This window comes from Cohnella algarum (genome assembly GCF_016937515.1).
GTDB classification, from domain to species: domain Bacteria; phylum Bacillota; class Bacilli; order Paenibacillales; family Paenibacillaceae; genus Cohnella; species Cohnella algarum.
This window is the reverse complement of record NZ_JAFHKM010000002.1, coordinates 727207-739164: the sequence shown is the minus strand read 5'-3', so window position 1 is coordinate 739164 and position 11958 is coordinate 727207. Positions and strand designations below refer to the sequence as shown.

At 56.2% G+C, this 11958-nt stretch carries 11 protein-coding genes and 1 pseudogene; 11 read left to right on the top strand and 1 reads right to left on the bottom strand.

Going from position 1 to position 11958, the window contains the following annotated elements; translation table 11 throughout:
• Nucleotides 1–183: 183 nt before the first annotated feature.
• The 3 genes from JW799_RS03445 to JW799_RS03435 all read left to right on the top strand — a co-directional run bounded on the left by JW799_RS03445 (nt 184) and on the right by JW799_RS03435 (nt 2979).
• Nucleotides 184–858, top strand: coding sequence for a hypothetical protein (locus JW799_RS03445; RefSeq protein ID WP_080835821.1), 675 nt, complete (start codon nt 184–186; stop codon nt 856–858).
• Between the two features lie 125 nt (nt 859–983).
• On the top strand, nt 984–1619 hold the full coding sequence (gene cdaS, locus JW799_RS03440) for a sporulation-specific diadenylate cyclase CdaS (RefSeq protein WP_080835822.1): 636 nt from the start codon (nt 984–986) through the stop codon (nt 1617–1619).
• Nucleotides 1620–1806: 187 nt separating this feature from the next.
• Nucleotides 1807–2979, top strand: coding sequence for an MFS transporter (locus JW799_RS03435; protein ID WP_205428679.1), 1173 nt, complete (start codon nt 1807–1809; stop codon nt 2977–2979).
• Between the two features lie 620 nt (nt 2980–3599).
• On the opposite strand, the gene JW799_RS03430 is transcribed toward JW799_RS03435, so the two are convergent.
• A complete protein-coding gene (locus JW799_RS03430; protein WP_245809730.1) occupies nt 3600–4799 on the bottom strand; it encodes an ROK family transcriptional regulator in 1200 nt (399 codons plus the stop codon).
• A 248-nt stretch (nt 4800–5047) separates the two neighbouring features.
• On the opposite strand from JW799_RS03430, the gene JW799_RS03425 reads away from it, so the two are divergent.
• The 8 genes and pseudogenes from JW799_RS03425 to JW799_RS03390 all read left to right on the top strand — a co-directional run bounded on the left by JW799_RS03425 (nt 5048) and on the right by JW799_RS03390 (nt 11873).
• A complete protein-coding gene (locus tag JW799_RS03425; RefSeq protein WP_205428677.1) occupies nt 5048–5686 on the top strand; it encodes a chromate transporter in 639 nt (212 codons plus the stop codon).
• A gap of 30 nt (nt 5687–5716) precedes the next feature.
• Nucleotides 5717–6250: a chromate transporter gene (locus tag JW799_RS03420; protein ID WP_205428675.1), complete on the top strand. Its 534-nt coding sequence runs from the start codon at nt 5717–5719 to the stop codon at nt 6248–6250.
• An 80-nt stretch (nt 6251–6330) separates the two neighbouring features.
• The gene (locus JW799_RS03415; protein WP_205428674.1) at nt 6331–7041 is read left to right on the top strand and encodes an AAA family ATPase; all 711 of its coding nucleotides are present in this window, start codon (nt 6331–6333) and stop codon (nt 7039–7041) included.
• Nucleotides 7042–7291: 250 nt separating this feature from the next.
• A complete protein-coding gene (locus JW799_RS03410) occupies nt 7292–8287 on the top strand; it encodes a zinc-dependent alcohol dehydrogenase family protein (protein ID WP_205428673.1) in 996 nt (331 codons plus the stop codon).
• A 250-nt stretch (nt 8288–8537) separates the two neighbouring features.
• Nucleotides 8538–9023 carry an RrF2 family transcriptional regulator gene (locus tag JW799_RS03405; protein WP_080840826.1) on the top strand — a complete coding sequence of 162 codons (486 nt, stop codon included), beginning with the start codon at nt 8538–8540 and terminating at the stop codon, nt 9021–9023.
• A 269-nt stretch (nt 9024–9292) separates the two neighbouring features.
• The gene (locus JW799_RS30390; RefSeq protein WP_425430070.1) at nt 9293–9499 is read left to right on the top strand and encodes an FAD-dependent oxidoreductase; all 207 of its coding nucleotides are present in this window, start codon (nt 9293–9295) and stop codon (nt 9497–9499) included.
• A 30-nt stretch (nt 9500–9529) separates the two neighbouring features.
• Nucleotides 9530–10925: pseudogene (locus tag JW799_RS03395) on the top strand (MDR family MFS transporter).
• Between the two features lie 57 nt (nt 10926–10982).
• Nucleotides 10983–11873 carry a class I SAM-dependent methyltransferase gene (locus JW799_RS03390; protein WP_080835836.1) on the top strand — a complete coding sequence of 297 codons (891 nt, stop codon included), beginning with the start codon at nt 10983–10985 and terminating at the stop codon, nt 11871–11873.
• The last annotated feature ends 85 nt before the right edge of the window (nt 11874–11958 follow it).

Below are 11958 nucleotides of genomic sequence, written 5' to 3'. Positions count from 1 at the left end.
CCTTCCGAATCTATAGTCTGACGTGTCCAGTATATCATGGGCCGCGTCCCGCCGGCCGGGAATTCGCGGCTCGCAATTCCCGGCCCCTCCGGGAATTATGCCCTTGCCGCCGGGACGCGGGCGGCTCTACGATTAGGGGCGTAAACGGCGCGAGCCGAAATTTGGAATGGGAGCGAAAAGAAGATGTTGCTAGGACTTCAGCGTTTTTATCGTTTTAGCGGGTGGATGGCGATGTTGGGCGCCGTCATCGGAGCGGTGGTCATGGTGCTCCATGTAGAGGATATTCCCGCCGGTTTGGACGAACTCGATACGTTCTTGCCGACCGCCGTATGGACGCACGTAGCGCTCTATATCGGGATCCCCATGCTGCTCGTCGGTTTGACCGGGATGTTTCTCCGCCAAGCGAGCGGAATCAAATGGTGGGGCTGGATCGGTTACGTGCTTTTGTTTTTATCTTTCTATTTCGACAGCGCTCACTCCGTTCTGCAAATGTTCGATTATCCGGTGCTGTTCGGCGATATCGATACCGAGGAAAAGCTGAACGAAGCGAACGAATTCGTCATGAACGTCCAAATGGGCATGCCGGGCACACTCTTCATGGGGCTGTCCGGACCGAGCCTGATGCTCGGGACGCTTTTGACGGGGCTGGCTTTTTATTACGGAAAAGGAATACCCCGCGGTCCGGCGGCTTTGACTTTGATTCTGTTCGTCGGAATGTTCGTCATGTTTTTCGCGCCGAATTGGCTCGCCATGGGGATCCTGGCCGCGTTCTACCTCCATTTCGCTTGGTACGGCGCGCTTCTCGCGTTCGAACGCAGGCTTGATGGCGAGGCGGCCGATTCCGGCTTGGCCGTATAACCCGACCGAGGGCGGGCCGCTCGCCGGGGGCGATGCGGTCCGCTTTGCGTATGAAGACGGACGGCGGGAGCGCATACTAAACGGAAATCCGGAATTTGGATCGGAATCGTTTCGAGGTGGCTGGAATGGAAAGGCGAACGTGCGACGAAACCCCGTTGAAAGAACTGCTGAAACAGCGATTGAACACGATTGCGCATGAAATTCGGCGCAGCCTGGACATGATCGAAAACGAAAACCATTGTTTGCTGAGCGACTTCGAGCATATCGGCGATTCGTTCAAGCAGGTGGAGTCGTTAGCCGCCTCTTTTTATTTGCAGTGCTACTTGTCTTCGTTCACGTCGCAGTATTTGGACTTGTCCGTTTGCGTCCGGCATTTGATGGAGCGCCGTCACGGCGCGCTGATCGTCATCCAGCGCAACGATCCGCTCGATGCGCTGCTCCACTCCGGCATTCCCGTCCGGGCTTCGCTCAGCTCTTCTTTGCTCGAGGCGATTTTTTATCCGGGAAATCCGCTTCACGACGGCGCCGTCCTCATCCGGTCCGACCATATCGTTTCGGCGGCCAATGTATTGCCAATTTCCGCCGCGGCGATCGAAGGCCGAAAAGTCGGCACGCGCCACCGCGCGGCGATCGGGCTGACGGAGCGGACCGACGCGCTTGTCCTTGTCGTTTCGGAAGAGACCGGGCATGCGTCGTTCGCCTATAAAGGGAAGCTCCACCCGATCAGCTCGATCGGAACGCCGCAGGCGGCGGAGCCTTGATATTCGAAGTGCGAACTCCCTAAATTAAAGTATAATGGAAGCAAAGCCCGAAAAGGAGACGATTTAATGACGTTCGCAAGACCTCCCTGCTAATCGTTAATCCCGTTAGCGGCAGCGGCGTTTCGTTCGCGAGCGCCCCCGAATCGGTTGAACGCGTTCAATCGAATCAGGGGAGGAAATACGCGCGATGCCAAACGTTCGGAAGCTGTACGCCATTCGCTTTTTTTACAATCTGATTCCCGCTTATGTCATCGAACGCCTGTTTTGGGAAGAGCGGGGCATGACCGTCGAAATGGTCGTGTATACGGAAATGATTTTCGCAGCCGCGATCGTTTTGCTTGAGGTGCCTACCGGCATGATCGCCGATCGGTGGGGCCGAAAACGCATGCTGATCGTGTCCGCCGTGATGGGCTGCTGCGAATTTTCGATTTTGTTGTTCGCGACGGAGTTTTGGCATTTCGCGGCCGTTGTGCTGCTTGCAGCCGTAGGAAGTTCGGCGAGCAGCGGAGCCGAGGATGCGCTGTTGTACGATTCGCTGCTTTCCGGCGGGAAGGAAACGCTGTTCGAAAAGATAGCCGGCCGCCTGAACGCGATCGACATCGTTTCGACCATCGTCGCCGCGCTGTGCGGAAGTTTGCTGGCCGGCCGGTTCGGCTTTTCCTTCAACTACTGGCTGTCCTTGCTGAGCATGCTGGTTGCGCTGGCGTTGACGCTTTCCCTGAAGGAACCCGCAAGAAGCGGGAATCCGGACGACGAAACGCAGCCGATCCCGATTCGCGCCTATTTGTCCGCTTCGGTTCGCTTCTTCCGCCGCCATCCGTCCGTTCGCCCCGTCGTGCTGACGGGGATGATCGCCGGGGCGGCCATCCATTTTGTCGACGAATTTTGGCAGACCTATCTCGATCGAATCGGGATCCCGGTGTTTTATTTCGGCTTGTTCTCGGCGGCGATTTTTCTGCTGCGGCTGCCCGGCAACCTGCTCGCGTACCGGCTGAAAGCCCGGTTCGGTTACCGAAGCTTGCTTGCCGGCGCGACCGCGGCCATCGCGGCCGGCCTTGTCGGCCTCGCGTTCCTGAAAGGATGGGCCGGACTGGCGGCGCTGTTTCTGGCCTGTCTGGCTTCGGGGGTCCTCGAGCCGCTCGCCTCCGGTTATTTGCAGCATCGGATCGACTCCTCGATGCGGGCGACGATCGGGTCCTTTCAATCGCTCGGGGAAAATGTGGCGCTTACGCTGCTGGGCGTCGGCTTCGGCTATTTTTCCTCCAGGCTGGACATTTTCGGCGGCTTCGGATTCATCGGCTTCGCGGGCTTGGCGTTTCTGCTTTACTTCGTTTACGCATCCCGCGGCATGGCCGAATAGGGAAGGGACTGCCCGTCGGCGGACGACGGCGCGGTCCCTTGCCTTTGCCTTTGTCCGGGCCCAGTTGGGTGAATTACCCATCTGACCCGTCTAAACGCCTAAGGCCGGGCCAGTGAGTAAATATTACCCATCTGAACCGGCTAAACGCCTATGCCCAGGCCTAATTGGGTAAATATTACCCATCTGAACCGGCTAAACGCCTATGCCCGGGCCTAATTTGGGTAAATATTACCCATCTGAACCGGCTAAACGCCTAAGGCCGCGCCAATTGAGTAAATATTACTCATCTGAACCGGTGAAACGCCTATGCCCGGGCCTAATTGGGTAAATATTACCCATCTGAACCGGTGAAACGCTTACGCCCGGGACTAATTGGGTAAATATTACCCATCTGACCCGTCTAAACGCCTAAGGCCGGGCCAGTGAGTAAATATTACCCATCTGAACCGGCTAAACGCCTATGCCCAGGCCTAATTGGGTAAATATTACCCATCTGACCCGTCTAAACGCCTAAGGCCGGGCCCAGTTGGGTAAATATTACCCATCTCAACCCGCCAAACGCATACAGCCGCACGCAGTTGGCATCGGCGCTGCGCAAACGCTTGTTTCGCGCCGCCAGGCTATAAAATCAAGCGGTTTCGCACGACAAGCGCCGCTCCGGTGACGACGGCGTCCTCCTTCAGCCGGCTTCTGGAGAATTGCGGCTCGTAAGCGGGATAATAATAAGTGTGCTTGCGAGCCGTTTCGGCCGCGGTGTCGAAGTACAGCGAATTCGAATGGATGAGCGCCCCGCCCAAAATGACTTTTTCCGGATGAAGCAGGTTGATCATGTTGGCAAGCCCGACTCCGAAATAGACGGCGGACTGCCGGAACCATTCCCGGACGGTCGGATCGCCGTCGTTCAGCGCTTCGAGCAGCACGTCGAAATTGATCTGCTCGGGCGGCAGCCGGTACCGCTCGGTCGGGAGGCCGCCGCCTATTTTCGCATGGGCCTGGGCTTGCTTGACCAGCGCCTGCACGGAGGAATAAGCCTCCAACGCCCCGTAATTGCCGCCCGGATGGAGCCGGGGGCCGTCCGTCTGGATGATCATTTGGCCGATGGAGCCTTCCATGTCGATCGTTCCGTGCACGATGTGGCCGTGGGACATCATGGCGGAACGCAGGCTTGCGCCGGCATGCACGTACAAGGCGTGCTCGATTTGCTCGTGGCGGATCGACCACATTTCGCCGATGAGCGCGGTATTGGCGCCGTTTTCAAGCGTGGCCGGGAACCCCGTCTTCTCCTCGAACATCCGGCAAATCGGAACGTTTGTCCAGCCTTTCGCGGGAAAATAAAGCGGATCGAGAATGAGCCCCTCGTTCCGGTCCAAAGGACCGACGGCGCCGATGCCGAGTCCGAGGATGCGCTCCGGCGGAATTTGATGATCCCTCAAAATGTTTCTCATCAGGCCGGCCGCGTGCTCGACGAACCGTTCGGGCGTCATCGCCTCGTCCATCCGCCAGCGAACGAGCGATTTGGGGTTCATCTCCATATCAAACAAGCCGAGCGTCGAATGAATCCGCGACAGCTCGACCCCGAACAAATAACCGTAATCGGGGTGAATTTGATACAGGATCGGCCTTCTTCCGCCGCTGGACGGGCCAAGGCCGGAATCGCGAATAAGCCCCTCCGACACCATTTCGTCCAATAAACGCGTTAGCGTGCTGCTCGTCAATTTGCTCGCGGCCAGGAGCTCGGCTTTGGAGATCGTTTCGCTGGCGGCGATCTGCATGTACACGAGCTTTTTCGCCGACGGAAGCTGACGTTCGAGTTTGTCCACCGCTAGTCCTCGCTTGCCCGTAATAGGGAATGAAAAATGTTCTTTCTATTATAGCCGAAGTCCGCCCCCCCTGCATCCCGTAATTCCGATCGGTTTGCCTATTTTATTTCAAAATGGAATTAATCATCTATAAACGAAACGAAATTAATGCTATAAATACATTTGATCGTCCAATTATTTCGAAAGTTTATTCCAAAATGAAATTAAGATGTTACAATAGAGGTACAAGTACAAGGGGGCGGACGATCATGACATCGAAAGGGAAAGAACGGCTCGGAATGATCGGACAGCTTTTTTGGACGTTTTTGCGGATCGGCCCGGCGACGTTCGGGGGAGGCTATGCGATGATGCCGCTGATCGAACGCGAAGTGGCGCACAAGAAAGGCTGGATCGAGGAAAAGGAACTGGCCGATCTCGTCTCGCTCGCCGGCTCCGCGCCGGGAGGCGTCGGCGTCAACGCGGCGGCGTTCGTCGGCTACCGAAAGGCGGGAATATCGGGAGCGATCGCGGCCGTGGCGGGAATCGCCTTGCCGACGTTTCTTATCGTTCTCGCGCTCAGCCTCGCTTATGTCCGGTTCCGGGACTCGGAAAAAGTCCGGGCCGCCTTGACCGGCGTGCAGGGCGCGGTCATCGCGTTGATGCTGCTCGCGGCCTACCGGATGGCAAAGTCGTCCGTGTTCGACGTTTCGACGGCCGTCGTGTCGGTCGCGGCGCTGACCGTCCTGCTCGCGACGAATTTGAATCCCGTTTACATCGTGCTCGCCGGGCTGGTCGTCGGCATCCTTCTCGTCAAAGGAAAGGAACGGCTCGGCTTGAACGTAAAAACGGAGAAAAACGGCCCGAACGGCGGCAAGGCGGAACTCTACTATCCCGAATACTACATTTGACGACAAGACGAACGAAGGACGGGATGACGGATGCTTTGGGAATTGTTCGCGGTTTTTTTGAAAATCGGACTCGTTTCGTTCGGCGGAGGGTACGCGGTGCTTCCGCTTATTCAGCATGAGGTTTCGGCGAACGGATGGCTGACCGAGGCGCAATATCAGACGGCCGTCTCGCTTGCCGGCATGGCGCCGGGACCGATCGCCACGAACAGCGCCACCCTGATCGGCTACGAAACGGCGGGACTTGCGGGCGCGGCGTTCGCGACGCTGGGCATGGTGCTGCCTTCGCTCGCCGTCGTCATGCTCGTTTCGGCGTTTTTGTTCCGGCGCCGCGAGGAAAAATGGGTGAAGTCGTCCTTCTACGGCTTGCGGCCGATCGTGGCCGGGCTGATCGCCTACGCCGCGATTCATTTCGCATTTCCGGCCATGGGCGACACCGTCTTCACCTGGACGACCGTTCTTACCCTCGCCATCGCCGCCGGCAGCCTGCTGGCGATGATCAAGTACAAGCTGTCGCCGTTTGCGGTCGTGCTGGCGGCCGGGGCGGCCGGAGTCATTTTGTTCTAGGCGGAAGCGGTCTTGAAAATTCCGCGGCGATCGCGTATCTTCAAGTAAAACGCCGATCGGAGCGGAACGGAGGGACGCGGATGTACTTGAAGAGCTTGCAATTGCTGAGAAGCGACCGCTTTTCCCGGGACGAATACCCTTTTACCATACCGGCCGTGAAGGCTCTCGAAACGCTTTCGTTCCGCGCCAACGTGACGTTTTTCGTCGGAGAGAACGGCTCGGGAAAATCCACGCTGCTCGAGGCGATCGCATACCAATGCGGGTTCAACACGGCCGGCGGCGGCAGAAACAACGCGTACGAGGTGGAAGCCTCGCATTCGGCGCTCGGGGAGCACATCCGGCTTTCCTGGCTGCCGAAGGTGACGAACGGCTTTTTCATGCGGGCCGAGACGTTTTACCATTTCGCCTCCCATCTCGATACGATGCCGCAAAGCCTGGGCTACTACGGCGGACGTTCGCTGCACGAACAATCCCATGGCGAGGCGTTCCTTTCGCTGTTCGCCAACCGATTCGGAAAAAAAGCGATCTACCTGCTGGACGAGCCCGAAGCGGCGCTCTCGCCGGCCCGGCAGCTCGCGCTTCTCCATATCATCAAGGATTTGGAGAAAGAGGCTCAATTCATCATCGCCACGCATTCCCCCATCCTGCTCGGGTATCCGAACGCCCAAATTCTCGATTTCGACGCTTTGCCGATTCAAGAAATCCGCTACGAGGACACGCTGCATTATGTCATTACGAGACGTTTTCTCGAAAACAGGGACGCCGTGCTGAAGGAATTGTTCGAGGAATGACGGGTATAGCGGCAGGAGCGACCCCGGGGCGCGGCGAACGTGAACCTGCTATTGCGGCTCCGCAAATCGTGCTATACTAATTTCGTTCCTATGGCCGCATAACGACTGGCGCGGATTTGCCATGCCATTTGGATGCGTTCGGGAAGCAGCGAGAGTCGGTTGAATTGCACGATTAACGCTTAACGTTGAAGCGCTTCCGGCCGGAGGGCGCTATCGCATACAGGGAAATGCAGCCGGGGAGGCTCAGAGCATGCGCGCAGCGGTGTTGAGGGGAAAACAGGACATGACGGTGGAGGTTGGACGGCCTCTTTCGGCGCTAAAGCACGGCGAAGTGCGGATCGCGGTTCGGGCGTGCGGCATTTGCGGCACGGACCAGCACATTTACCACGGCCATCCGGGTTCGGCGGCCGTCCGTCCGCCGATCGTGCTCGGCCACGAGCTGGCCGGGGAAGTGATCGAAGTCGGCGACGGGGTTGTCGGCATCAAGGCCGGGGATCGGGTGTCGGTCGATCCCAACATTTATTGCGGGGCCTGCGAATTTTGCCGGAACGGCCGGCCGCATTTGTGCGACCGTCTGCAGGCGGTCGGCGTCACCCGCGACGGCGGCATGGGCGAGCTGTGCGACGTTCCCGCCGCCAACTGCTATTTGCTGCCCGACGAGGTCAGCGACGTCGAGGGCGCGCTGGTGGAGCCGCTCGGCTGCGTGCTGCACGGCTACAAGAAGCTTGACGTGCGGCCGGTCAGCACCGCGGTCATCATCGGCGGCGGCTTTATCGGCCAGCTGTTTCTGCAGCTGGTTCGCAAGCAGGCCGCGCGCGTCGCCGTTTTCGAGCCCGTGGCCGGCAAGCGCGGGCAGCTCGAGGCGCTGGGCGCGGACGACGAAGCGGCCGTGCGGGCATGGGCCGGCAAGGCCGACATCGTCATCGAATGCGTCGGACGCCGCCAATCGATGGAGCTGGCGTTCGCCGTTGCCCGCAAGGGCGGGCAGGTGCTGCTGTTCGGCGTGTCGTCGCCGGAAACGGAAATTTCCGTTTCGCCTTATGCGATCTTCTCGAAAGAGCTGCGCATTATGGGGTCGTTCGTCAACCCGTTCACCCACGAGGAAGCGATCGCCCTCATCCGCGGCAAGGCCGTGGACGTGGAAGGGCTGGTCAGCCACCGGTTTGCGCTGGACGAGGTTCCCCAAGTGATGGGGGCCTATCCGATGCTGAACGTCGCCAAGGGCGTCATCGTGCACGGGCGGTAATTGCGGCGAGCGGGAGGACGTGGCGGCTTCGAGGGAGACCCTTGCTCACCGCTCCTCCTCCGGAGGCGCACGCTGCCGCTTCGGTTGTGTCGTGGCTGCTCATCTCCGCCCGCCGTATGCTCACAGCCGCACACAGTTGATGACAAGCGAAGTTCGGATCAAGAATGTCGTTACAATTTGGATTTGAATCGTTTATTATGGATAACGCAGGTCTATATTAATGATATTGATGAGAAGAGAGATGGGAAACTTGCAGTTCTCCAAAAGTACAGATTATGCCCTACACGCCTTAATTCACCTGGGACACTCGGAGCGTTGCAACAACGTCGGGATCAAGGAATTATCTGGGGCACTTGATGTTTCCGAAAGCTATTTATCCAAAATCATGTCCAAGCTGAGGCAGGATGGAATCGTACGTGCTATGCCGGGGGTGAACGGTGGTTACGAGCTTGCACGGCCGGCCGATCAGATTACGTTTCTGGATGTGATTCAAGTGATTGAAGGAAGACAGCAGTTATTTAAATGCTTGAATTCGAGTTCGCGGCAACATCGGTTGTTAGCGGAAGATGGGACTGCACAACGGGATCAGAAACGTCCAAGAAAAAACGAATGTTTGGTCGAAAAAGTGATGAACGGCGCGGAACAGCATCTGCACCAATACTTGCAGGAACATACGATTCAGTCGGTATTGAATGAGGCGTTCAAGCGTTGCAGCCACGAGGTAAACAAGAAGTAATGCACTTCTTGTTATCTAATTATGGATATTATCGATCTATGGGGGTTTGGTTTTATGTTGGATAAAAAGCTTCTCGATGTGGATCAGTCCCAGTAAGTTTCGGTGAATTGCAAAAGAGGAGATCAGCGCCTACCCCACCGTATCGTTCGTGGCGGATACGGCGGTGTCGATTGTGGGAACCGACGGCCAGTTTCAAGTTAAGACTGAGAAAGGACAAACTTTTACAAGCAAAAAAATATTGTTTGCCGTCGGCATGAAGGATCAATCGCTTGCCGTTCCGGGACTGCGGAGGGATCACGGAATGGGGAGGGATCGTTGTCGATGAATTCGGAAAAACGAACGTTCCGGGTGTATACAGTCCCGGAGATGCAGCATCGCAAATGCATCAGGCTATAGCTGCAGCTTCGAGGGGCGCACTTGTCGCCGCGGTCATAAACAGTAACCTGAATACAGAAGCTTGGGGGAAAAAAGGATGATCGACTTAAATAACATAACGCGGCCCAATCATGTTTGCTCTGATTATCGGCATGTTTGTCGCCGGTTTGAATGAGACTTTAATGGGCAATGCCCTTCCCGAATTAATGAAATCGTTTGGCGTGTCTGCTGCAACGGGGCAGTGGCTTTCCACCGCCTATATGCTCGTTGTTGGCGTGCTTGTTCCGGTAACGGCAATCCTGCAGCAATGGTTTACGACCCGGCAAATATTTCTGTCGGCGATGAGTTTGTTCTTCGTCGGTTCGGTGACCTCGGCGGTGTCGCTGGAATTCGGTGTGCTGCTCGTCGGGCGGATCATTCAAGCGATGGGAACCGGCATGCTGATGCCGCTTGTAATGAACGTTATCATGACCATTTATCCGCCGGAAAAGCGCGGGGGTGCAATGGGTATTTTTGGGCTCGTCGTCATGTTCGCCCCGGCAATTGGCCCAACTATATTAGGATTAATCGTTGACGGACTATCATGGCGCTGGCTATTTTACCTTGTACTACCGTTTGCGCTGCTCTCCATTATTATAGGAGCCGTTGTCTTGAGGAATGTGACGAAAGTCACCAAACCGCGAGTGGACCTCCTATCCATCGTGTTGTCAACAATCGGCTTCGGCGGAATCGTTTATGGGTTCAGTAATGCCGGCGAACGCGGTTGGTCGGAACCAGCAGTCGTCTGGACGATCGCTGCAGGCAGTGTTTCCTTGTTGCTGTTCGTGTGGAGACAGTTATTGTTAAAGGAACCTGTTATGGATTTACGTGCTTTCCGGTATCCGACATTTGCGCTTATCGTGGTGCTTATGTTTGTGCTAATGATGACATTTTTCTCGTCGGCGATCATGCTTCCAATATTTATGCAAGGTGTACTCATGGTAACGGCATTTAAATCAGGCTTGATCCTGCTTCCTGGAGGGTTTGTGAACGGGCTCATGGCTCCGATCTCAGGCAAGCTGTTTGATAAGTTTGGACCTCGCATAACGATCATCCCCGGACTGGCCATTGTTGCCATCTCATTGTGGCAATTCACCCGATTCGATGAAACGACGAGCACGGGGTTCCTCGTCGTCGTTCACATCGCCCTAATGACTGGTTCAGCGCTAGTCATGATGCCCGCACAGACAGCGGGCTCAACCAACTGCCAAACCATCTGCACTGCACGGGACAGCGATTTTGAATACGCTGCAGCAGGTGTCCGGCGCAATCGGCACAGCTCTGTACATCAGTATTATGTCGGGCGGACAGAAGCATTACTTGAGCGGGGCGAGCGATCCGCAGGCTCCAGCGGAAATTGCCAACGGACTCGCAGCGGGCATCAACAATGCGTTTATTTTCGGCGGCTTCATCGCCCTCGTTGCGTTTGTACTCGGTCTTTTTCTTCGTAAAGGGAAATCGCCGGAGCATGAACAGGCGGCAGGATGAATCAGGCCGCTCGTTTAGGGGAATCCACAAACCATAAGGAAAGCGCGGGGAATACTCATGATCGATCTTTTTAATGCAGCAAACTGGGAAAAAGCGTGGAAAGACGAGTCCGATTCGATAATCAATCGGATGAAACAGAAGGGAATTGATCCTACCCGGTCTTTTGACCCCAAAGCCAAGACGTTCAACGAACAATCGTTTAGCGAAGAGGGAAGGAAACGAACCAAACGAATCATGAACTGGCTGGAAGGACAAGGCGTCCAATTCGAGAATGCCTCCGTGCTCGATATTGGCGCCGCATCGGGCGTGTTCTCCGTACCGTTTGCGGAGCGAGGGGCTCGTGTAACCGCCGTAGAGACTTCTCCCCCGCTGATCGAATTGCTGGAAGAAAACATCTTGAACTTCGCCGAAGATCAAGTGAAAATTGTACCCGTACCGTTTGAAGTTATTGACGTAGAGGCCGAGGGCTGGAACGAGGCCTTCGATCTCGTCTTTGTCTCGATGTGCCCGGTCATTCGCAATTGGGGAATTGTGGAGAAGGTGCTCCAGTGCGCTCGAAAGTTCTGTTATATCAGTATGCCGGTCATTCCAGGGGAGCACAGCCTGGTGAATGAAATTTGGCCGCTTATCACTGATCAGCCTCGCCATACGCAACTTAAAGAGATGGGATATTTGCTGCATCTGCTGTATTTGAAAGGTTATGCCTACGAATCGCTGATCACGCGGGAAGCGAAGACGAAGGAAGTCTCCAGAGAAGCGGCGTTGCAGGAAGCTCTGACCTGGCTTGGCCATCACCGTCTGCCCGTTGATGAGCGGAATCGGAACATCATTGCCGGCTATTTGGAGCAAGCCTATCCGTCCGACAAAGTAGTCATCCAGGAGGGCGGACGTTTTGGCAAAGTACTGATTCGATTGCAGGATCAGAACATGTACACGAGAGAGATTTGATTTCGGCAAGACGAGTTAGGAATTCATTCCAGAAAAATCAGAGATCACTTTCCGGTCAAAAACCAAAAAGCGGTCGTCTGTTTTT

Bases quoted from the DNA above. Each gene is read 5' to 3' on its own strand.
- JW799_RS03420 (WP_205428675.1), top strand. From the start codon at position 5,717: ATGCTTTGGGAATTGTTCGCGGTTTTTTTGAAAATCGGACTCGTTTCG.
- JW799_RS03390 (WP_080835836.1), top strand. From the start codon at position 10,983: ATGATCGATCTTTTTAATGCAGCAAACTGGGAAAAAGCGTGGAAAGAC.
- JW799_RS03435 (WP_205428679.1), top strand. From the start codon at position 1,807: ATGCCAAACGTTCGGAAGCTGTACGCCATTCGCTTTTTTTACAATCTG.
- cdaS (WP_080835822.1), top strand. From the start codon at position 984: ATGGAAAGGCGAACGTGCGACGAAACCCCGTTGAAAGAACTGCTGAAA.
- JW799_RS03445 (WP_080835821.1), top strand. From the start codon at position 184: ATGTTGCTAGGACTTCAGCGTTTTTATCGTTTTAGCGGGTGGATGGCG.
- JW799_RS03410 (WP_205428673.1), top strand. From the start codon at position 7,292: ATGCGCGCAGCGGTGTTGAGGGGAAAACAGGACATGACGGTGGAGGTT.
- JW799_RS03415 (WP_205428674.1), top strand. From the start codon at position 6,331: ATGTACTTGAAGAGCTTGCAATTGCTGAGAAGCGACCGCTTTTCCCGG.
- JW799_RS03425 (WP_205428677.1), top strand. From the start codon at position 5,048: ATGACATCGAAAGGGAAAGAACGGCTCGGAATGATCGGACAGCTTTTT.